This is a genomic window from Neobacillus sp. FSL H8-0543 (genome assembly GCF_038592905.1).
Lineage (GTDB): Bacteria > Bacillota > Bacilli > Bacillales > Cytobacillaceae > Neobacillus.
In genome coordinates, this window is the sequence record NZ_CP151943.1 from 1,972,625 (window position 1) to 1,994,730 (window position 22,106).

Sequence of the window (22,106 nt, forward strand, 5' to 3'; positions counted from 1 at the left end):
AAAAAGTGGTTACACCACGAAATTTTGAGTCTGCTTATTTTTATAATAATGGAATTTAGGATAGTTTTACTTTTCTTTCTTCATAGTAAGGCTCACTTGCCTTAAGAATGAATTGTAGAATATCTTCAGCTGCATTTGCATTAATAAATATCCTTTGACTGTTTATAATTTTATTCAGTTTTTCTCCATCCTTATCAAGTAATTCGTTTATTGTTTGCGTAATGTCCTTTGGATTTTTACATACCACTCCTAAATTGAACTTTTCAGCAAAGGTTGGATTATCTTCTTCCTGACCAGGTAAAGCCCCAGTAATGATTAGCGGAGTATTGGAAGCGATCGCCTCAAACATGACATTCGGACTACCTCTGGTAAAAGCGATATCCGAAGTCAGCATCAAATCCTGAATATTTTGGATAAAACCATAAATCTCTACTCTATCAGCATATTTGTCGATAAGGGATTTTTCCAGCTTCGTTTTCAGTTTTTCATTTTTCCCAGCTACTATTTTCACTGTACAATCAAAATGATTAAGCATGGTTTCTGCTATTTTCTTCATATTTCCTACCCCTTCACCACCGCTCATGATCAAAACCGTTAAAGATTGTCCCCTTTTATATAATTTTCGTTTAACGTTTTTCTGAAAGAATCGGGAACGGACTGGAAATCCTGAAACCTTAATTTTCTCATCAGGAATCCCAAATTCAATACACTTATTTTGGGCCTCAATCGTTGGGCTAATAATGTAATTTGCCCTACGATCAGCCCATAGGGGATAAATGTTCACAAGATCGGCAATGAGAGTAATGAAAGGAATATTTATATTTTCCTTTTCTAAAATGTTCAAGATGGAGCCATTAAAATTCGGATGCACGGATAAAATCAGATCTGGTTTAACCTCGGTCAGTAATTTTAGAAAATTATCCCTTATTAATGTTTCTATAACATTGTCTACTATCGATGGTTTTAAAGCTGAGAGTTTCCAAAGCATCTTCCAGAGATTTTCTGAATTTCTTGTGATAGGGCCATAGGATTTTCCTATTTTTACGAGCAACTGTTTACCAAGTGAAAATCCATCAACTACACGAATTTTTACGTCATTATGATTCTTGACGGTCTCACACAGAGATTCTGTTATACTTTTATGTCCATGCCCCGTATGGTCGGAAGAAATAATTAGTAATTTCTTTTCCATAAGATCAGCCCCTTTTTTGGACGTAAGCGAATAGTCAGTATAACTAAATTATATTAGGAGCTGGTTATTTCATTATTAATTCCATGTAAAGAGTATGTATATATTTGGTAAGGGCCATGAGTAAGGGGCCAAGGGGACGGCTCTTCGTGTGGTAAAAAGGAATAACTCGATAACATGATCCCTAAGCTCAGAGGATATTAATTACTGACAGCCGTCAGTATCGAAAGCAAATACTTGAAGGAAGAGTTTGAGCGAATTCACCGATAAATAAAAGGTATTTTTATTAATTAATTTTATGTGTTTTAGCCAGCGTCGCTATACTCGTGACTCATTAGCAAAAAGCCAAAAGAACTTGTCCCCCTGGCCTAATCAAATCTGTATTTTTCGGCATAAATTATTCTAAGGAAAGTCAAAGAAGTAGTTAGTAATAAATATAGAGAGATAACAAAAGGAGGACGATAATTAATCTTTTAACAGGGGAGCATATGAGGTGGAATTTTTAAGAATCTATATCCGACAGGACGCATTCATTTTGATTCCTGTTTTATATTTTATAGGATTATTTCTAAGCCAAACTCCATTTATACCGCGATGGAGCCATGCATGGATTCAGGTCACCTTCGGTATTATATCTTGTCTTCTTTATTATGGAATGGCCATAACATCCGTTGTTCAAGGAATACTTGTGACAGGTGCAGCCGTTATTTTTCGAGACTTACTTCATAATACACTACATGGAATAAATGAAAATAAGACAGGTAAGAAATTTGAACCCTCTAAAGGTGAAAAAGAAGAAGATCAAAATCAAGGGTAAGAAAGAGATAACGAATACACACCTGAGAATACCTTTATTCACGGAATTCTCAGGTGTGTATTCGTTTTTATTAAAAGATTTTTTCCAATAGTTACCTATCTTCGGTGACAGGCACAAAAGTTATCCTGACTGCCTAACAATATGATCTGCCTGCCTTATGGCTAGGGCAACATTTGAAAGAACCGGTCCAGCTGCAGTTAATGATGGCAGTACACTATTATCAGCCACAAATAGACCTTGGACCCCATGTATTTGACCGTAACGATTTGTTGCTGACGTTGCTGGATCATCACCCATTCTACTAGTACAAGCCTCGTGCATATCTGCTCCAGGAGGTCGAAGTACCAAAGTAGATTGATCAAGAGTCACTCCCATTGCAGCTGCCGATTGGGTAATTCCTTGTTTTATTTGGTTGGCCACTTGACGGTCTTTATTGCTTAAAGAGTATTGAACTTGCTGTAACGGTACACCGAACTCATCCTTTTCGGCTCCAAGATACACTCTGTTTTCAGCACGAGATTCCACTCTTCCAAAAGCTGCATAGACAACCATGAGCTGATCCTTAAGTTCCCTATCTTCAAATTGCTGATATGAAAAATATTGATCAGGACCAAGAATCTGAATTTGATAAGGAGACTCATTTGTCTCAAACTTCAAAACAGAAAGGTTGCCTACTTTGTCAGAGAACTGTCTTCGACTTATTGTACCAATAGCAATCATGGACACGTGTCCTGTTAAATAGCGCCCGATGGCAGGTCCCTGAATCCCAGAATGAAGCAAAATACGAGGTGTCTCTAAAGTACTCGCAGATACTACCACATTTTTTGCCCGAATGGTGTAAGACCTCTTGTCTTCAGAAAAAACCTCGACACCAGAAACTCTCCTATTCCCTGTCAATACTCGTGAGACATAAGCATTTACTGCAAGATCATACGGTCGGTCAAAATTGGCGGCGGCCAAAGCATTGATTGAACTAAACCAAGGATTTGAATGAACTTCTCCTTGCCGAGAAGGAGTCATATCAAAAGCAAGCGGCATATCATCTGCTTCCAATATCCCTCCGCCATGGAGTTGCTTTAACATCCTATTTTGCATCGATGAGCCCTTGGCATAATCCTTTGTTACATGTAATAATTTCTCTGCCATCCCATAATACACATTCAATTCACTAGAATGGATTGGCCAAGTTTTAAGCTCCGATCGAATAGGTCTCGGAGTAGCTGCATTCCAAAACAAAGACCTTCCCCCTAGAGCATATACCATTGTCGCACCGGAAAACTGGGGTAAACGCTTGCCTAATGGAGTCGAATTGTCTGGGAGAAGCACGTCTCGAGCAGTATTTGCATTCTGTGTGGGAATGTTAAGGGAATGGGAATGAAATAACTTATCTCCCTTTTCTAAAATTCCGATCTTTTTAGCCCCTTGATCTTTCCAATGCTCACAAAGCCTCTGCAAGGATGCTCCTCCACCAGGTCCGCTTCCCACAATGAGGACGTCGTAATTTGTCTTTGACATTTCTTCCAGCGTTTTTGTAGGAATCCAATTATTTTTATATTTCACCACCATAGTACACATCCCCCTCCATACTATTTCTTTAATACATATGTGTAACTGCTAATCCTATATGTTAAAGATATTGTAAAAAATACCTCCAAATTTAGTTTAAATTGAATTTTTTATGTGTTTTCCCGATCTTCCAACGATAACTGGTTCCACTGGCTCACCTTTCATCAGACATGTTTACAAATGTTATCAAGTGATATACTAACTATGATTAATATTAATTTTATTGGGGGAATTAAATGATGACAGGTAATCATGAGAAAATAACGGTTGAAGCAACAGTTCATGTACCAATTGGAAAAGTGTGGGATTATTGGACAGAGCCGCAGCACATTACGAAGTGGAACAACGCTTCTGATGATTGGCACACTCCAATTGCTGAAAATGATTTAAGAGCTGGTGGGAAATTCCTTACAAGAATGGAAGCAAAGGATGGCAGTTTTGGATTTGATTTTAGTGGCGTGTATGATGAAGTAAGAACAAATGAGTTTATTTCTTATACGCTTGGGGACGGAAGAAAGGTTACGATTACTTTTACCTCTCAAGAAAATGAAACCTTTGTAAGTGAAACCTTTGACGCTGAAAACGAAAATCCAATTGAGATGCAAAAAGGTGGATGGCAAGCGATCTTAGACAATTTCAAGAAATATGCGGAATCAGTGAATTAAGTATCAACATGTGCCAAGGGGAGGATTCCCCTATTTCGCGGGTATCCCTAACAATTCCAAGAAAATGACATACCAAATATATTGAACTGACCTTAACTGTTTTAATATCCAACAAAGAGGGAGAAATCGTTTTGATTTCTCCCTCGGGGTTGACATTTTTTTACTTAATATTAAAATTAAGGCAGGAGGTGTTACCCTTGAAAAAGAAATTATTTTGGTTTCCTTTGTTATCAGCACTATTATCAATAGGGATTTTATATACAATTGGAAACATATTTGAAATTTCGTTTTTGAGTTGGAATTTTTATAATGAAAGTCCATCGGAAGGGGTAATCTTTGAAGCAGGGGGTTCAATTATACCTGTTATAATCGGTTTCATACTTGGATTTATTACAGAACGAATACTCAAAAATAAACATAAAGGCAACTCTAACTTGGTATAATGCCAAGTTTTTTTATGCACTTCTATACTTATCTATGGTTGTGAAATTGGATTTTTAACAAGCACTAAATTAAAGTTGGCTCACTTGCCCAATGAACTGCACCAGAACCGTACCCCTTTTTCCCTCACAGAGTGGGGGCCCCCCACATTGTTGCACTTTAGCCGAGCGAGGGTCTAACCCCCTCACAAGTGTACTCGGCTATCCCATAAAGAAAAACCTCAAGTATGAGGTCGGCGTATCGTTAAATCAATTTGACTTTTTGAGTAATACTTTTTGAATCTTTATTTGATGTTTTTTGTAATAGGCATTCTTTTTCATTTTTTCACTATTAAGTTTTCCAATTACAAAACGAACGTCCTTATCATTCATAATTAAGTTTTCAAATTTATCATTATCAAGATATTTTTGAAACCATTGATATTCTTTTAGGAAATTTATATTCTTTTCTATTTCTTCCTCCGTTACATCCTTTGTTAAGGTAAATAGAATTGTACCTATAGAACCTAAAAGTTCAAGCAAAGCTCCCAATACCTCCACCCCTTACCTAAATTCCTTTACATTATCTACGCTTGATATTTAAAAAGGTTTCTTTTAAATCTATATTTTTACATATAACTATATAGTTATACTAGCGGTTTTCGTCTTATTAACTACGAAAAAACTTAATTAATCCAAGGTCCAATGTTATTTCCAACTTTACCGCACATTTACCCCATTGGATCACATTTTCCTAATAAAAAAGATGATTTGAATATACATATCAGCCATTTCCTCTGGAGTTTCAGCTAAGGAATTATCAAGCCATTGCTCGATCAATCCCAAAAAAGCCGAGGTTGCAAAGGAGGACAAGTAATCCTTTTGCACTGTTAAACCTTGAAAGAACGTCTCGTTTTTCACCATCTTTTCCCCAAAGTGATTGACAAAAAATAGTTTGAGTCGCTTATGAAAGCCAAAGTGATTATTTCCACCTAATAACACTTGGAAGCGTTCTGCATTCGTTTGAATGTAGCGGAATACTTCCACAGCAAGTGTTGAAATTTGTCCCTTTTCTGCCTCTAAAAGTAAGACATCTGGTTTCAGACGCTGCAAATGCAATTCGAGTCCTCTAAGTAAGTTTTCCTCTATTTGATTAAGTAGATCGTATTTGTCCACATAATGCAGGTAAAAAGTTCCTCTGTTAATCGCAGCAACAGTTGTAATATCCCGAACAGATATCTTCATGAAAGGCTTTTCCTTTAGTAACTGCAAAAAGCTGTTCTGAATTTTTTCCTTCGTCCGTTCAATCATTTCATCGTATATCGATATCATGCTATCTCCTCCGAACTACTGAACAGTTTCATCTGTTTTGATTATTGCTTTCATTCTATCAACAAAATAAAATAATAGCATACCATTCAACAGCTTGTTGAGTGGAATTTAATAAAACGAAGGGTGAAAAAATGAAAAAATCAAATATTATTATGGGTGTAACATTTTTAATAGCAGTTGGAATGATTGCGAAGGCGTTTATACTGAATGAAGATGTTAAAGTATTTTTACTAATCTTCTTTGCAGTTGGTGCGGGTTTAGGATTATTACGATTATTCGTTAACAGCTCAATTAAAAAGATGAAAGGGAAAGGGTGGAAGAGTAAAGTATTGTTCTTCGGTGTTTTACTCGGCTTAGGGTTGCCGTTCCAATCTTGGTTTAGAAAAAACGTATTATTAAGCATCGATTCCGCTTATTTAATCAGCAGTATAATGATAATGGTTATAGGTGTCTTGTTTATGACAACTTGCTTTGGCTTTATTTCGAATAAAATAAATGCAAAGAGCGTAACAGGGTAAAGAGAAAAGGACTAGTTTACTTGGCCGTTCCCTTGGCTTCAAAGAAAAAGGGTGGACGGTTCCTGGTAGTTGTGCCACCAGAACCGTTCCCCCATCAGTAAAACAATCCAAAAAGACTGACAAAAGGACGTTAGACATCTTTTGCTAATCTTCTTCCAACCATTTGCCTATAATTGTACAGGTTCTTTTACAAAATCCACTTCAAAACCTAAATCCTCTAGCATTTGATGATCAGCTATACTTTCTTGCCCTGCTGTCGTTAGATAATCTCCTACAAAGATGGAATTTGCCGCATATAACCCAAGCGGTTGTAGGCTACGTAAATTGACTTCACGACCTCCGGATATGCGGATTTCTTTCGTTGGGTTCACATATCGCATTAAGGCTAATACTTTCAAGCAATATCTTGGGTTTAACTCATGCGTGCCTTCCAAGGGTGTCCCATCCACAGCATGAAGAAAATTAACAGGAATCGAATCGGCATCTAACACTCTTAAACTAAATGCCATATCTACAACGTCTTCCGTCGTTTCCTTCATCCCAACGATAACACCTGAACAAGGAGAGATACCTGATTCTTTCACAAGCTGAACGGTATTGACTCGATCTTGATAGGAATGGGATGTTGTGATGGATTCATGGTGGTTTTCAGAAGTATTCAGATTATGATTGTAACGGTCCACCCCCGCTTCCTTTAGCTTTACGGCCTGTTCAGGTTTTAAAATTCCCAGGCAGGCACAAACCTTTAAATTGTACTTATCCTTTATTTCCTTGACCGCGGAAACGACTTGATCCACTTCATGATGACTAGGTCCCCTGCCACTGGCTACGATACAATAGGTACCAACATTTAGCTGATACGCTTGTTCGGCCCCTTTCAGGATCTGATCTTTGTCCATCATCCGATACTTTTGAATCGGAGCTGTAGAAATACTTGATTGAGCACAATACCCACAGTTCTCAGGGCACAAGCCTGATTTTGTATTGATAATCATATTTAGCTTTACTTTATTCCCATAATAATGATGGCGGATTACATATGCTCCTTGTAAAACCTCTAATAGTTCAAAATCAGAGGAATTCAAAATACTTAGTGCATCCTCTTTTGATAGCTCATTACCATTTATTACTCGTAACGCTAAATCTCCCCACTTACTCATAATTTCCCTCCATTTACCAATTAATTAGCTGTTCTTAGGTTTTTAAATTGACTGCGTGATAACAAGGTACGCTCTAAACGAAGACCCATTAATCCTGCTAAGACTGCTAGAATGATATCTTTTGGAAGCGGCACAACCATCCATAACCAAGCTAGCTTATATGTAAATCCTTCTGGGGCCGATGCCCATATTTTATAGGCAAAATACATCCAATTCGTACCGAAAGCATAGTTAATCGCCATGCCAGCTAATGAAGCAAAGACAAAAACACCAGTAGTTTTCTTCATTTTTTCAGTTAGATACCCAGTTGCAAACGCTGTGAAAATAAACGAAACAATAAAACCAAATGTTGGTTTTATGATTGAAGCAAAACCTCCGGTAAATTGTGCAAACACTGGTACTCCTACTAATCCCACCAGTACGTATACCATCATTGAAATGGCACCTAATCGGCTTCCAAGAACCACGCCAGCTAAAATGGCAAAAAACGTCTGCAGTGTAATCGGCACTCCCCCAATTACCATAAAAGGTACAATCGAAGTAATGTTGGCACCAATCGCCATTAAAGCAACAAACATTCCTGCTAGTGTAATCTCAGTCGTTCTTAGCTTCATATTATCCTCCTCCCTTTAAATGTAATATTCCATAAATTCAGAATAATAGTTTCTTTAGTTAATGTCAACCTAAACTATAATAGAGTTAACATATGACCAAATATGACTATCCAGGATGAGCCAACACCAGGAGAGTGCTACGGACTACCACCATATATTGGTTATGCTTGATACCATATCACTGGATGGTGCCTTAACCTTCATGAACATATATTTATACTCTGATTCCATACCAGCCACCAGGAGAACCGTCCCCCCTGTTTTCTTTACGCCACTTTTCAAACTTTATTACAAAACCGCGTCTCGACAAACTTCTCGCATTAAAAATCACTCAAACCCCTCCATAACAACGAAAAAACCAAATCCAATCAAACATTTAATTAGTAGAAAATATACTAAATAATCGTTTGATTAAATTCGGCCAAAACCCTTTTATAAAACGAACACCGCCCAGGTTGTTAGAAAATTCCCTGTCGATGATCGGTCTCAATTTTCGATAACGATCTTCACTATTAACCTATAAAAACCTTTAACCTACAAAAATGGACACGAAAGGATACTACACAAACGATTGATTAAAATCGCCCCCACCACTGATAAACAAAGGGTTTTTATTATAAATTGCGTCGAAATACGTCCCATCTTCCCCAAATCCTACGATTTGGTTGATAGATTGTTATTTTTTTTAGTAATTAAGTATCTTCTATATTTAGTGGCGTGATATTCCGCTAAATTTACGGATTCTAGGATAAACAAGTAACCCGAATCCTACTAAAATAAGAAGCAGCCCCGCATACAAAAAGTTATACATAGAAGTTGCCGTATTAGGGAGTTCATGTGTGTTCGTGGTATTTGAATTGTTACCATCCGTTGGATCAGGTTGTTTTCCAGGATCATTCCCATTATTATCTATAGGATTTACTTCTTCAGATGTTCTTTCTTGATAAGTAACATGCAATACGGCACTAGCAGTATTTCCAAGCGCATCGGTTGAGGTAACCGTAATGATATTATTACCTTTGGCAAGAATAATTTCATGTGCGAAGCTATGATTTGAATCTAATGGGACAATAGTATTATTTACCTTTACCGTAGCATTTTGTTCACTTGTTCCTGTAATGATAATTTTATCCTTATCAGTAACAAAGTTATTGGTTGGTGCATCAATCGTTAATACTGGTGCGATAGTATCATACGTTACTTCCACTTCAACTAAAGTCGTGTTTTCAGCACTGTCTGTAGAGGTGATTTGGATTTTATTTAACCCCGAGGATAGACTAACCTCATGGCTGAAAAGTCCATTATAATCAACAATCACTTCAACATCATTTATTTTTATAACACTTCCTGGCTCCGTACTGCCCGAAACGACCACTTTGTCCTCATTGGTTACTGGTAAGATGTCTTGAGTATTGATTTCTAACGCTGGTGCAGTAATGTCTGTCTTTACCGAAAACGAAATAGTAACTTTTTGACCTAATGTAGAAGTATTGTTTGCAGCTAGATTACTCTTAATCGTGATGGTATATGTTTTTCCTAGAGTTAACGGTTCATTAGGACGAATAAATATATTCCGTTTTTCATCTGGATTAGCGTTTACTCCTTCATCAGGTATTCTGCTGACATCTATCAATACATTATTATTTTCTGAATCTGTCATTGAAAAAGCATTGCTATTATTATCCCAAACTGTTGAACTAACCACGTTTTTATTGAAAACTAATTTGATTGTTGGATTAGGGTCAACATTTACACTTCCGTTAATATCTTTCCCTGTGGTGGAGGTATTATCAGTTATTTTTGTCATGTAAGCTCCTACCAGCGTAACGGGATCTGGTGACCCACCGCCTCCATTACCTCCGCCTCCGCCGCCACCACCTGCAGCGGCCGCAACAGCATAGGTACTGAATAATAGTGCAAAGGTAAGAATTCCTGCAAATAGGTTTTTAATCAAATTCCTTCTCATCATGACTTCTCCTCCAAACATTTTATTGGAAATTGCTTGTAACAAGTAAAGCCTTCAGCCTGCCAACGACGGTAGCGGCAATTAAAACAGGTCATCTGGTCATCAAAAACGATCTCATCCTCTACATCCATCTGAAAAGCTGAGCAATTTTCTGCCATAAACACAGTCGTGTGATAAACCTCTGAATTCCCAGCATCACCCTTGAAAAATTCTTGTCCATTTACAGATTGCATATATCTATTTATCATAACCACCTCTGTTAATATTGTTTAAGTGTACTGCCAGTGCACGGCTGCCACTTAGAAACGCCATCATTTTCCACAGGCTCTACTAGAAGTACAGACTTATGGTTTAGAAAGACACTTTTAAATTTATCGCCCAAAATAATTTCTTCTAATTCATGAAGAATGTACCCTTCTTGTGTTCTAACTAAATCGATGTTTGTTTTCTCTAGGATTTCTTTTACTAATATAGTATTGTTATCACTGCTCAATTTGTAGTTTCCCTTAAAACGGCCATCATTTCCTGTTAGTCTTAGGCCAATACCTGCAAGGGCACCAATCACTCCTTGGCCGGTTCCGCCATGTTCAGATAGGTGAATCGAAAATTTACTCGCAAGTTGATAAGCTTCTTCTTTTGTTAGTACCTCGCATTTCGCTCTTCGTCCAAATCGAATGATTTCTTGCTGTTGGAGCTGGGGCAAATATTCTGGAACAAAGACACATAAACCAGGATCAGATCCTTCAGCACTTTCCGTTTCTAGAATTTGAATCGCACCATTTATTATTGAATCCAGATCATTATTTTCTATTTCCGCTGTAAAGCACATGGAACTATTGTGTGAGGTATAAGGGACATCAGGATGAACAAGTAATTGGTGTCGAGTAATATTTTGGCACCTCCCCCAGCCATTCGCTTCAATTAAGCTAGTAATCTCTCCAGCTATAGCTCCAGTGCCTTTACTCTCTAAATTGTCAGTATCATCAATGCACAAATATATTTTCATCTATCGTTCCTCCATTCTGATTAATTTCCTTTGGGTGTGCGCATATCTTTTCCCGTTAGAATTTTCCTGCTTAATTCTGGACTTAAAGGATAGTTGAAAAAATCCTCGTAAAATTTTCCAGTGACCTCTTCCATGTCGATATCCTCAAATTTACCGGGATACAAGGTTTTCGCTGTCCACAGAATAGCAAGCGCCGTTTCTAAGCCGCCCGGGTGCCCCCAGCGAGAAACTCCATTTGGCAATTGAAACACTTCTTTATTTTTTACAGCCGTTAACGTCTGCCACTGGGGACTATCTAGGATATAATCTGAAACACCCTCTTGGTTTACTAGTATTACATCCGGATCCCATAAGAGAATTTGTTCTAAACTAGCAAAATATTTGTTCTCAAACATTTTTAAATTTTCATCATCTGATACATTAATCGCACCAACCAGTTTAATCCATTCTGCTGGCAATGAACCAGGATAATTCGTTCTAGTGGCTTCATTTATGGAATGGTAAACCCTTACTCTATCTTTTTCAGGAATGTCTTTTACCCTTTGAGTCACCATAGTAATGGCTTCATTATAGAAATCATTGAATTGCTTTGCTTTTTCTGTTTGTCCAATGGCTTTCCCAATCATTTCTACCGATTGCTGCTGCTCTTTTATATTATTGAAATTCACGACAAGGTAAGGGATTTTTAATTCTTCTAGCTTTCTTACTTCCCCCTTGTCATTTGCCGTTGACTCTTGAATAAAGATTAAATCAGGATTACTGGTAGCAAGTTCCTCTATATTAAGTTTTCCATTGAGGACAGGGACAGCTGCTTTTTCAATAGCGGGATTCATCTCAAGTAGCAATGTATCACGTTGCAAGCCACCATTAACTGCTACGATCTTTTCACCTTCACCGAGCATGGTTACCACATGTCCTGTATAGGCATATAAACAGGCAATTCTGTTTACCTCTTTTGGAATCGTAACTTCTCGTCCCAAATAATCAATGACAGAAGTTGAATCGTTATCAGCTTTCTTATTCTGTATGTCTGCTTTACCTTCTAACGAACAAGCGGTTAATATAAAAAGCAAACATAATAGAGGGAACAGATATTTATGGTTGTTCATGCAATAAACACCTCTTTTCATGCACTAATTTGAGACTTCTATAGGAATGATCCCTCTCACTACTTTATGGTCTGTCGTCATAGAAGAGATTAATTTGGAGTGAATATGAAAGGTGTTAAGCATATTCTCTTCTGTTAATACATCAGTTGGTGAGCCAATTGACTGAAAAACTTGGTTATTCATGAGTGCAACCTTTGTGTCAATTTCCCGATTTTCAAAATAAAAAGCATGATTTGGAAAATGAGTGGCCATGATAACTGAAATATTCTTTTCTTTAATCAATCTCACTACGGTTTCTAAAATAATCAACTCATGACGGAAATCTAAATGAGCGGTTGGTTCATCCATTAGAATAATGGAAGTTTCCTGGGCCAATGCACGCGCAAGCATGACTAACTGTGTTTGTCCACCACTTAAATGGGTATATGGTTTATCCTTTAGGGGTGTTAACCCTAAGCTTTCAATTGCAGATTCTGCAATGGCGACATCCTCTGAAGAAGGAGAAGAAAACGTACCTGTATAAGAAGCCCTCCCCATTAGAACAATATCCATTACCTTATAGGGAAAATTTTTCGTATGACCTTGTGGGACATATCCGATATATTTAGCTAATTCACTAGGTTTATATGTACGAATGGATTTATTATTTAACAAAATATTTCCTTTTGATAGTTTTAAGGAACCCAAAATACATTCTATTAACGTAGATTTACCACAGCCATTTGGCCCAAATAAACAAAAAATACCACCTTCTTGAATTTCAAAACTAATGTCGTGAAAGACCTTGCTTTTCCCATAATCAAAGCTCGCATTTTCTATTTTTAGGAGCGACATATTATAACCATCCTCCTACTTTTCTCTTTAGTAAGTACACAAAGAACGGTGCACCAATGATTGCTGTGAGGATTCCTAAAGGGATCTCTGAACCTGTGAGAATTCTTGATAAATTATCTACGATTACTAAATAACAGGCACCTATTGACATGGTTGCCGGTATGAGGAAGCGATTATCGTTCCCTACAATCATCCTGCTAATATGTGGGATGATTAATCCCACCCAGCCAATAATACCGCTTACACACACTGCTCCTGCCGTAGCTAATGTAGCACAAGAAATGAGGACAACCTTTAGAAAACTTGTGTTAACTCCCATTGCACGGGCTTCCTTATCACCCATGGATAAGATGTTAATGCGCCAGCGAATCGCTACCAAGCCTGCCATTCCAAGTACCATTGGGATCCCCGCTATCATAATATCCTGATAACTCGCCGAAGCTAAACTCCCCATTAACCAAAAGGTTATTTGGGGCAATTGATCACTAGGATCCGCCATATACTTTACTAATGAAATAAGTGAAGAAAAGACAGAAGAAATAATCGTACCACCCAGAACAAGCATGATAGCAGGTGTCGTTTTATAGCTCCTACCAATGAGATAACTTAATAGTACGGCTAAAATACCAAACCCAAAGGCAAATAGATAAATCATGTAGCTAGTATTATTAAATAATAGAATCGCTAACGCAGCACCAAAGCCTGCTCCAGGACTAACTCCTAAAATACTAGAACTAACCAATGGATTGCGAAAAACCCCTTGAAACGCAGCACCACTAACCGCCAGACTCGCACCAACCAGAGCTCCTAATAAAGCCCGAGGCAGTCTTATATTTAGGACGATAGAAGATGCTGTATCCGTGGCTCCCTGGTTAGTTAAGCCCATTTCATTAAAAATGATTGTGAAAACGGTTATTGGATCCAAAGGGTAACGGCCTAATAAGAGAGAGAGGAAAATACAAATCAATGGCAAAACCAGCAATGAAATGATGAAAATGACCCTTTTTATTTTTTTCACCTACTTATCATAGAAGGTAAACCTCCTAGTGTGCTTTTTTCTTTCTCCTAGGCTCTTTTCTCAAACTTTGTTGCTATGTAGATCGGAACAATGGTATTTTAAGCCATCTTCAGCTATATAAAGCTAATTTATTTAGAGAAAAGAGCTTGCAAACTATATTCGAAGTGTCAAATAGCTATTAAACGTAAAATCCGACTTTTGGGTTTTTCCAACAATCTTTACGAAAAGAGCTTTCTTCTATAAAAGTAAATGATAGATAGAGCAACAACCCCTATAACTACTATCCCAATGATAATAATAGAGTTACTATTATTACTCTTTACTTTTTGATCAGTGGCTGTTTCAGCTGCTGTATAGGGAATAGGTTTCTCTTTTTGTTCATCATTGACTGCTGTTATCATATCCTCTGATTCTGGTTTGTTTTGTTCCTCATTATCGATACTTTTAATATCACTTTCATTGGTTGTGGTTTTCGAGTCAGTTACTGTCGTTTGCTGATCTGTATCAGCTGGTTTCTCATTGGTAGTTGTTTTATTAGCTGTATTTGTTTTATTGGTATTATTAGCTGTATTTGTTTTATTTGTAGAATTTGTTCCATCCGTTTTTATTGTTTCATTACTAGAATTAGTTGTTGGCGGCTTTTGTGTATTTGGTGTTGGGGTCGCAGGTGTAGTGTTTGTATTATCCTTTACAGGTTTTAAACCTTCAGTTGTAAAGGCAAGCCTGGTTTCTTTCCCTGTTGTTACTCCACTTTTTGACTTTAAGCCTGAGCTTATGACTAAAGTATAGGTTGTTCCTTGAATAAGATTATCTTTCACCTTAATTAACGCATCGTTTCTACCCTCAGGTTCAATCTGATCATCCACAAAGATGACATCAATCGGTATACCTACTCCATCTGCGCTAGCCAATGTGAAGCATTTCTTGTTATTTTCATTTACAGTCATATTGACAATATTTTTGCTAAATGTAAGCTTAATTTCAGGTTTTAAAGAAACACCCGTTGCCCCATTCTGAAGGGTGGAGGAAACTAACATTAAGGGTTCACTCTTACCTCCTCCTGTACCATCTCCTTCAGCAGAGGTAATTTTTCCACTAAAGGAACTTAGCACCACAAGGATAATTAGGATTAGTTTAATTCTTGATAACAAGTAACCTTTCTTGTACATGTACCTTTGCTCAGTCCTTTCTATTATTTTTTTAAATGAAAGATTCAAATTGAATCGAATTTTATCTGTTTAATACTAGATTTGCTTAGAAAATATAATATATATATCCCTAAAACACACTTTCGAAATTAAATATAGGAAATTTTACTAATTATTCCTATGATTTAAATCACTATTTTACCAAGTTTCATTCAGTTTTGTTTAGTTTTGTCTAGTTTTGTTGATTTTTGTTCACTTTTATCAAGTAACGTTAGGTTCAGGCAGCAACTTTCTGATCAGGGGGACGGTTCCTGTCCCCCTGGTCCTATCAAAAAAACCTTCCTTTAGAGAAAAAGGAAGGTAAACAGTTACAATAAAAATCTAGAATTCTCCTAAATACTCCTCCAATGTTAAGCCACTATTGTATACCTTGGTAGCAAGGTTAACACCTAGATAGCGAAAATGCCATGATTCATACATATAGCCAGTAATATGTTCTTTACCTGGTGGGTACCGTAAAATGAAACCATATTGATGGGCGTTTTTAGCTAACCACTTTGCTTCAGGAGTATTATCAAATCCTTCATTAACCCAGGTGGAGCTGTTCCTTCCACCGATATCGAAGGCTAATCCAGTTTGATGCTCACTATAACCAGGATAGGCAGAAAAACGGTTCGCCTCTGCTTGACCATACAAATTTACGTATCTCCAATAAAGGCCTTTCTGATACTCAAAGGATCGATAGCCACTCGCAATGTTTAGTGTGTAACCTTGTTTGGCTGCTGCACTTTTCATTTGTTCATATGCAGATCGTGCTTGAGGATTTTCTCCCGTACCATAGTTACTAGGTAGGCCATGATGCTTGTTTACAAGCAAGACTCCTTGTAGATAATAGGGAGTGGTTGTATCTTGAATCCATTGTCCCGAATAGCCAACATAATAGTTGCCAATTTTCGTGTTTGCAGCCATTATTCCACTTGGATAAGTGTAGTAATACTTATTGTTAGCCACAAACCAACCGACGGCCATATCTCCATACGGTTTTAAGTAGTACCATTTTCCACCTTGATATAACCAGCCTATTTTCATTTCACCTGAAGGATTTAAAAAATACCATTTGTTATTATCTAGAGCCCAGCCGGTTTGCATATCACCATGATGGCTAAGATAATACCACTTGTTTGAAGTATAAATCCAGCCAGTTTTCATGGCGCCGTGTTTGTCAAGGAAATACCATTTATGGTTATTTCGCACCCAGCCTGTACTCATGATGCCAGTTTCCGGCTGGAGATAATACCAGGTACTCCCCGTTAAGATCCAACCTGTGGCCTTATTGTTATTAATGTAGTAGTACCAATCATTTTCTTCAAACTTCCACCCGCTTTTAGGTTCTGCTGGTTCTGCTGGTTCTGCTGGTTCCGCTGGTTCTGCTGGTTCCGCTGGTTCCGCTGGTTCCGCTGGTTCCGCTGGTTCTGCTGGTTCTGCAGATTCAGCAGCTTCAGCTTGATCGGAATGTAGATATATTGGTGTTAAACATAGCAAAATCAGTCCAATCGTAAGCATAAATTTCTTCAATATATGTATTCCTCCTACCTTATATTTTCCAATAATATGATACTACAAAAATAGTAATATCGCATGTAAACATTGGATAAGAGAAGGTAAATCCTTACAATTATAAATTCATGAACACGGAATTTCCTTTTAACCCAGAGGAAAGCGAAAAGGATATGATTAGTAGAAAATGTATTAACCAATCGTTTGATTAAATATTGCTATAACCCTTTGGTTAAACGAACTCAGTCCAGTTTGTTTGAAAATTCCCTGTCGATGATAGGTCCCAATCTTCGATAACGATCCTCAATATTAATTAATAAAAACGATTAACCTACAAAAATCGGCACGTTTCGATACTACACAAACGTTTGATTAAAACTGCACTCGCCACCGATAAACAAAGAGTTTCTATAAGAAAATACGTCGAAACCTGTATGGCGTAGAGACGGTTCCTTATACTGAATCTCAAGTACCAGAGTAAAGCTACGTCTTCAAATTGCCCCCAGAACCGTCCCCGTAGTTTCCTCATAATCAAAGTTTAAAAAGTATGGAACACTTTGCTTTTTAAAAACAATTTTCACAAAAAAACTCCCTAAGCCCACAGCTTTGGGAGTTTCCTTATTAAAATCCTTATCTCCATACTCCATTACTATCAAAATAGTACCATTTTCCTGATATATAAGTCCTGCCAGTCTGCATGGCGCCGCCGCTCTTGAAGTAGTACCACTTGCCGCCGGTATAAAGCCAGCCTGTTTGCATCGCACCGCTGCCCTTGAAATAATACCAAGTGGAGCCGCTTTGCAGCCAGCCTGTTTGCATCGCACCGCTGCTCTTGAAGTAATACCAAGTGGAGCCGCTTTGCAGCCAGCCTGTTTGCATCGCACCGCTGCCCTTGAAGTAATACCAAGTGGAGCCGCTTTGCAGCCAGCCTGTTTGCATCGCACCACTGCCCTTGAAGTAATACCAAGTACTGCCGTCTTGCAGCCAGCCTGTTTTCATTACACCGTCAGCGGCAAAATAATACCAAATACCGCCATCTTTAAACCAGCCAACCTTCTCTTCTCCAGTTGTAAGGTCATAGAAATACCATTTACCATCTTGTAGAACCCATCCGGATAAACTCACCTTGGAAACAACCACTTTGGCTGCTTGACTCACGTTTCCAGCTTGGTCTCTGGCAGTAACCGATAACTCAGTTCCAGCTGTTTGAGCAGGAACCTTCACGGTATATTTGCCGTCTGTTCCGGCAACCCCCGTACCAACCAAACTGCCATTCGCTTCCACTTCCACTGTTGATCCGGCTTCAGCTGTTCCTGTTACCACCGTGCTTTTATTATCAACCTCGTTTACAGTTGGTTTTACAGGCGCCGTTGTGTCCTTCACCACGATAGTCATATATTCACTTACATGTCCCACTTTGTCTGTAACGAATACAACAATTTCAGTTCCCGCTTTTTGAACACCAATATGGTAGTTAAATGCACCATCGTTGCCTAGCGTAGCCGAAATGGACAACGTCTCTCCTACTCTTACCTCAATGGAACTGTTTGCTTCCGCATGCCCGCTCACATAAGTATCTTTATCCGTAACTTCATTGACTACCGGTTTCGCAGGTGCGGTGACATCCTTAACAACTACTGATGCCTCTTCGCTGACATTTCCATCCTTGTCTGTTGCCGTTATTTTTAAAATAGCATCTGCCTTCGGAAGGGAAATCGCAAGAGAAAACCTGCCGTCTGCTCCGACGGTACCTGAGCCAATGACTGTGTCGGATTGTTTCACTTCAATGGAAGCTCCCGGCTCCGCCTGGCCCGTAACCGTCCTATCTTTATCAGTTACCTCGTTCACAACCGGTGCGGCAGGCGCAGTGGCGTCTCTCACGACAACCTTGGCACCTTCACTGAGGTTTCCTGCTTCGTCTTTTACTGTAAAAATTAAAGTTGTTCCCGCTTTTTGCTGTGGGAAGCTCACATCAAAGTCGCCATTTTTATCAGTACTTCCAGTACCGACCACATTTCCGTCCACACTTACTTCTACGATGGAGTTTGGTTCTGCCTTACCCCATGCCGTCGTATCCCATTCCGTAACGGCGTATACTACTGGTTTAGCAGGTGCAGTGACGTCTTTTACAAAGACAATCGCTGCTTCACTGATATTTCCAGCCTGATCCGCCGCGGTCACTGCTAATTCTTGCCCTGCTTTTTGGACAGGAATCGATACCGAGAACTTCCCATCGGTTTCAGCTGTTCCGAAACCGATAACAGAACCATTCGTTTGAACCTCGACCACTGCACCTGGTTCCGTTTCCCCTGTAACCGTGGTATCTTTATCCGTTACTTCATCGACCTGCAGTAGAGCAGGTGCTGTTACATCCTTTACCACTACGGTTGTATTTTCGCTAACATTCCCCGCATCATCAGTGGCGGTTACTTCTAGACTTGTTCCTGCCTTTTGCTTTGGAATAGTAACAGAGAAGGAACCTGTACTCGTTGCAGACCCCGTTGCAACGACAGCAGCATTGGTACGAATCTCAATCGTTGCAGAGGCCTCCGCTGTACCAGTGACCACTTCAGATAATTCAGTGACTTCATTTACACCAGGTTTAGCTGGGGGTGTACTATCGATAACTTTCACGGTCACAGAATCACTGGCCATTCCGTTTTGATCAATCTGGTACACTCGGATGTTGGTATTTTTCGTCATCTTGTTAGGAATCTGATAACTAAAGGTGCCGTCAGCACCTGCCTGCACTGTAAAATAATACATTTCATCCATAATAATTTTTACTGTATGTCCTGGTGACGCCTTTCCCTTCACCACTCGCTCATCATTATTGATCGTTTCAACAATTGGCTTCGTTGGAAAGCTAAAGGAGATGGTTCCCTCTGCTTTTGCTTGTAAAATCGGATCGACCAGGATAGTGTCATCCCCGCCTAGTTTGACCTCTTTGATCATGTTCAAATTGGTGGTTCCCCAGTAATTATTGGTTAGATCTAATTTAGCTCCCTCAGGGCTTGTAAAAGAAAGAATGTTTGGCAGACTTTCCGGTGTGATAAAGTTGTTATTCTTTACCGCATAAACCGGTACCTCATCATAGCCCTGAATTCGCAAAACAGGTTCATAATTAAGACCAGCCTGCTCATACCTTTGAGAATCCATCACAAACGTATTGTTTCTGATCCCCGGAGCATACCAGTTCCCTTTTTGGATGTAATTAAGGGTTTGAGAAAAATAAAGCGGTGCATTCAAGAACAAACTACGCTCGATTGTGCCAGTTGCCGCATGAAAGTTGGTATTAATTACTTTAGAATCATAAATATTCAATTCCTCAATTTGGATATATAACATGTTTTTATTTTTATTTAAATTTAAAAATTGTGCGTACTGAAAATATCCTTTGACACCCATTACCGGAACCTCCCGGAAGGTAATTGGGGCATCCACACGACCGACTGCGTACATGTGCTGGCTAATTTTAATACGGGGGTAGTTGCTATCTTTTGCAATAAACTCAACCCCGGGTTCCACTTGCACAAATGGATTGGTAAAGGAAACCTCGCCATTTATTAGATAGGGACTATCCTCAGCGTAAATAACCGCATTTGAATAAGAGCCAGATAGCTCTGTGGGAGTTCCCTTCGGTGCCACTGTTACATGTCTCACTTCACTTTCATTTCCTTCAAAGTCGATGGCGGTCACAATAAACTGATCGCCGACCTCTTGTTTAGGGACATCAATCGAAAATTGAAGATTGTCATCGGTGTGACCTTGAGCAATAGGCTTGGAGTTATAATCCCTTTTGATAAAAATGGTGGAAGACTCATTGGTAGATCCTTTCACCTTTGTCGTTAACTCATTCACTGTATAAAGCTCAGGCGTGTTTGGTGCAATGACATCCCAAATCTCGGCGTAAGTGTAGCCGGCTTCAGGAGCCTGCCCCTTCATGCTAATGTACAGTCCGCTGGCAAAACTGCCGCCCTCCAGCTTATCGGCTAACTGGATACTGAATCGCATATTCTCGCCAACGATGCCTGTTCCATACAACTGTTCTTGATTCGTATCATAGATCGAGATGGTCGCACCAATCTCTCCATAACCGGTAATGACATCACTATTTTCGTTCGTCACCCGGTTAATTTTCGGCTTTGCAGCAGCTTCTGTACCAATTTCATGGAACCAAGGCCCTTGCAAAATTAACTCCCCGTAGCCTCGATAGCCGTCCCAGCCATCTTTTACATAGAAGGTGTTATTACCTTTTAGAATAATGGTGCCATTGTTGGTGAAGGTAAAGCCGTTCGATTTAATCGTAGAGTCTTCAATAATCAGTGTGTCGTTATTGGTAAAATCACTCGTTAACTCTACTACTCTATCTTTCCATACCGTTCCTTGATAGGTTTTCTCTTGGATTTGGCTGCTGTCAGCCGGCGGAACGATATCGATCAACAGCGCATTCCAATTGAAAAATTCACCGATTAAATGCCGATCGTAGTTCTGGGAGTAAATTCGTGAATGGCCGGCGGTATCTTCTACAATAATCCGGTCTGCAATCCAACTCGAACCAATCCACGAAGGCTCGTCCACCTTTCTGTAGCCGACCCATTGTCCGGCACTAGCATCATAGTTCAAAGTCATGACAAACGTAGACATGGAAGTCGTGCTTTTCATTTGTATCCTAATTTTATCCACTTCATAGCCTTGATGATCAACCCTGGCATAAGCTGAGATAGTATCACCATACCTCACTTCTCGATCATTACCGAAGTAAACATCATACAGTTTCGGGTAATAATTATCCGCTGTAGTCGCCGCTGAACCAATACCCATTGGTAACAATGTAACCAGCAGCATGAAAACTAATAAACCTGAAAATATTTTTCGCATTTCCCCACCTGTTTCCTATTTAATCTAGTATTATATTCCTATATAATATTTTAACTTATTTTATAATATTTTAATAACTTTTTACTAGGTAGATGTTGGAAAGCCCAATGAATTCCTTTCCCCTTATAACACTGGCTAGATGTAACAACCTCTCGACAACCGTCGCTCCTCAAAAATCATCCAAACCCCTCCATAACAGCAAAAACACCAAATCCAATCAAACGTTAGATTACATTCACCCCCACCACTGTTAAACCTTATCTCATGGACCGTAAGCTCTGTCATAGTACGAGTTAGGTCGATGAAA

At 38.9% G+C, this 22,106-nt stretch carries 19 protein-coding genes; 4 read left to right on the plus strand and 15 right to left on the minus strand.

All coding sequences use genetic code 11. From position 1 onward, the window contains the following. Positions 1–55: 55 nt before the first annotated feature. On the minus strand, positions 56–1,192 hold the full coding sequence (locus NSS81_RS09850) for a glycosyltransferase (protein WP_342433323.1): 1,137 nt from the start codon (positions 1,190–1,192) through the stop codon (positions 56–58). 490 nt (positions 1,193–1,682) lie between these two features. On the opposite strand from NSS81_RS09850, the gene NSS81_RS09855 reads away from it, so the two are divergent. Then, a complete protein-coding gene (locus NSS81_RS09855) occupies positions 1,683–2,006 on the plus strand; it encodes a phage holin family protein (RefSeq protein WP_342433324.1) in 324 nt (107 codons plus the stop codon). Between the two features lie 120 nt (positions 2,007–2,126). On the opposite strand, the gene NSS81_RS09860 is transcribed toward NSS81_RS09855, so the two are convergent. Continuing rightward, positions 2,127–3,572: a GMC oxidoreductase gene (locus NSS81_RS09860; RefSeq protein ID WP_342433325.1), complete on the minus strand. Its 1,446-nt coding sequence runs from the start codon at positions 3,570–3,572 to the stop codon at positions 2,127–2,129. Between the two features lie 236 nt (positions 3,573–3,808). On the opposite strand from NSS81_RS09860, the gene NSS81_RS09865 reads away from it, so the two are divergent. Together NSS81_RS09865 and NSS81_RS09870 are read left to right on the plus strand one after the other, a co-directional pair. Beyond that, entirely contained in the window at positions 3,809–4,237 is a 429-nt protein-coding gene (locus NSS81_RS09865) for an SRPBCC family protein (protein WP_342433326.1), read from the plus strand. A gap of 197 nt (positions 4,238–4,434) precedes the next feature. After that, the gene (locus tag NSS81_RS09870; RefSeq protein ID WP_342433327.1) at positions 4,435–4,680 is read left to right on the plus strand and encodes a hypothetical protein; all 246 of its coding nucleotides are present in this window, start codon (positions 4,435–4,437) and stop codon (positions 4,678–4,680) included. A gap of 246 nt (positions 4,681–4,926) precedes the next feature. Here the strand turns inward: NSS81_RS09870 and NSS81_RS09875 are convergent, their stop codons facing one another. Continuing rightward, positions 4,927–5,208, minus strand: a complete 282-nt coding sequence (locus tag NSS81_RS09875; RefSeq protein WP_342433328.1) for a hypothetical protein — start codon at positions 5,206–5,208, stop codon at positions 4,927–4,929. A 192-nt stretch (positions 5,209–5,400) separates the two neighbouring features. Next, positions 5,401–5,988 (minus strand): TetR/AcrR family transcriptional regulator C-terminal domain-containing protein, encoded by a 588-nt coding sequence (locus NSS81_RS09880; RefSeq protein WP_342433329.1) that lies wholly within the window; start codon positions 5,986–5,988, stop codon positions 5,401–5,403. Positions 5,989–6,119: 131 nt separating this feature from the next. On the opposite strand from NSS81_RS09880, the gene NSS81_RS09885 reads away from it, so the two are divergent. Then, positions 6,120–6,506, plus strand: a complete 387-nt coding sequence (locus tag NSS81_RS09885; RefSeq protein ID WP_342433330.1) for an MFS transporter permease — start codon at positions 6,120–6,122, stop codon at positions 6,504–6,506. A gap of 167 nt (positions 6,507–6,673) precedes the next feature. Here the strand turns inward: NSS81_RS09885 and bioB are convergent, their stop codons facing one another. From bioB to NSS81_RS09940, 11 genes are all read right to left on the minus strand, one after another. Further along, the gene (gene bioB / locus NSS81_RS09890) at positions 6,674–7,666 is read right to left on the minus strand and encodes a biotin synthase BioB (RefSeq protein ID WP_342433331.1); all 993 of its coding nucleotides are present in this window, start codon (positions 7,664–7,666) and stop codon (positions 6,674–6,676) included. 20 nt (positions 7,667–7,686) lie between these two features. Then, positions 7,687–8,280, minus strand: coding sequence for a biotin transporter BioY (locus NSS81_RS09895; protein ID WP_342433332.1), 594 nt, complete (start codon positions 8,278–8,280; stop codon positions 7,687–7,689). A gap of 709 nt (positions 8,281–8,989) precedes the next feature. Next, the gene (locus tag NSS81_RS09900) at positions 8,990–10,249 is read right to left on the minus strand and encodes an Ig-like domain-containing protein (protein WP_342433333.1); all 1,260 of its coding nucleotides are present in this window, start codon (positions 10,247–10,249) and stop codon (positions 8,990–8,992) included. Further along, positions 10,246–10,494: a hypothetical protein gene (locus NSS81_RS09905; RefSeq protein ID WP_342433334.1), complete on the minus strand. Its 249-nt coding sequence runs from the start codon at positions 10,492–10,494 to the stop codon at positions 10,246–10,248. The genes NSS81_RS09900 and NSS81_RS09905 overlap by 4 nt, the downstream gene beginning before the upstream one ends. An 11-nt stretch (positions 10,495–10,505) precedes the next feature. Beyond that, positions 10,506–11,252, minus strand: coding sequence for a hypothetical protein (locus tag NSS81_RS09910; RefSeq protein WP_342433335.1), 747 nt, complete (start codon positions 11,250–11,252; stop codon positions 10,506–10,508). A 20-nt stretch (positions 11,253–11,272) separates the two neighbouring features. Next, complete coding sequence (locus NSS81_RS09915) at positions 11,273–12,361, minus strand: ABC transporter substrate-binding protein (protein ID WP_342433336.1); 1,089 nt, start codon at positions 12,359–12,361, stop codon at positions 11,273–11,275. Positions 12,362–12,385: 24 nt separating this feature from the next. Then, positions 12,386–13,195, minus strand: a complete 810-nt coding sequence (locus NSS81_RS09920) for an ABC transporter ATP-binding protein (protein ID WP_342433337.1) — start codon at positions 13,193–13,195, stop codon at positions 12,386–12,388. Position 13,196: 1 nt separating this feature from the next. After that, a complete protein-coding gene (locus NSS81_RS09925; protein ID WP_342433338.1) occupies positions 13,197–14,213 on the minus strand; it encodes an iron ABC transporter permease in 1,017 nt (338 codons plus the stop codon). A 218-nt stretch (positions 14,214–14,431) separates the two neighbouring features. Further along, on the minus strand, positions 14,432–15,382 hold the full coding sequence (locus NSS81_RS09930) for an Ig-like domain-containing protein (protein WP_342433339.1): 951 nt from the start codon (positions 15,380–15,382) through the stop codon (positions 14,432–14,434). A gap of 360 nt (positions 15,383–15,742) precedes the next feature. Then, complete coding sequence (locus tag NSS81_RS09935) at positions 15,743–16,936, minus strand: D-alanyl-D-alanine carboxypeptidase family protein (protein WP_342433340.1); 1,194 nt, start codon at positions 16,934–16,936, stop codon at positions 15,743–15,745. A 612-nt stretch (positions 16,937–17,548) separates the two neighbouring features. Beyond that, the gene (locus NSS81_RS09940) at positions 17,549–21,799 is read right to left on the minus strand and encodes an Ig-like domain-containing protein (RefSeq protein WP_342433341.1); all 4,251 of its coding nucleotides are present in this window, start codon (positions 21,797–21,799) and stop codon (positions 17,549–17,551) included. Positions 21,800–22,106 lie beyond the last annotated feature (307 nt).

What these genes read in the sequence shown, in the direction of transcription:
- NSS81_RS09850 (WP_342433323.1), bottom strand. Translation starts at nt 1,192, where the DNA reads ATGGAAAAGAAATTACTAATTATTTCTTCCGACCATACGGGGCATGGA.
- NSS81_RS09860 (WP_342433325.1), bottom strand. Translation starts at nt 3,572, where the DNA reads ATGGTGGTGAAATATAAAAATAATTGGATTCCTACAAAAACGCTGGAA.
- NSS81_RS09865 (WP_342433326.1), top strand. Translation starts at nt 3,809, where the DNA reads ATGATGACAGGTAATCATGAGAAAATAACGGTTGAAGCAACAGTTCAT.
- NSS81_RS09880 (WP_342433329.1), bottom strand. Translation starts at nt 5,988, where the DNA reads ATGATATCGATATACGATGAAATGATTGAACGGACGAAGGAAAAAATT.
- NSS81_RS09885 (WP_342433330.1), top strand. Translation starts at nt 6,120, where the DNA reads ATGAAAAAATCAAATATTATTATGGGTGTAACATTTTTAATAGCAGTT.
- bioB (WP_342433331.1), bottom strand. Translation starts at nt 7,666, where the DNA reads ATGAGTAAGTGGGGAGATTTAGCGTTACGAGTAATAAATGGTAATGAG.
- NSS81_RS09895 (WP_342433332.1), bottom strand. Translation starts at nt 8,280, where the DNA reads ATGAAGCTAAGAACGACTGAGATTACACTAGCAGGAATGTTTGTTGCT.
- NSS81_RS09900 (WP_342433333.1), bottom strand. Translation starts at nt 10,249, where the DNA reads ATGATGAGAAGGAATTTGATTAAAAACCTATTTGCAGGAATTCTTACC.
- NSS81_RS09905 (WP_342433334.1), bottom strand. Translation starts at nt 10,494, where the DNA reads ATGATAAATAGATATATGCAATCTGTAAATGGACAAGAATTTTTCAAG.
- NSS81_RS09910 (WP_342433335.1), bottom strand. Translation starts at nt 11,252, where the DNA reads ATGAAAATATATTTGTGCATTGATGATACTGACAATTTAGAGAGTAAA.
- NSS81_RS09915 (WP_342433336.1), bottom strand. Translation starts at nt 12,361, where the DNA reads ATGAACAACCATAAATATCTGTTCCCTCTATTATGTTTGCTTTTTATA.
- NSS81_RS09920 (WP_342433337.1), bottom strand. Translation starts at nt 13,195, where the DNA reads ATGTCGCTCCTAAAAATAGAAAATGCGAGCTTTGATTATGGGAAAAGC.
- NSS81_RS09930 (WP_342433339.1), bottom strand. Translation starts at nt 15,382, where the DNA reads ATGTACAAGAAAGGTTACTTGTTATCAAGAATTAAACTAATCCTAATT.
- NSS81_RS09940 (WP_342433341.1), bottom strand. Translation starts at nt 21,799, where the DNA reads ATGCGAAAAATATTTTCAGGTTTATTAGTTTTCATGCTGCTGGTTACA.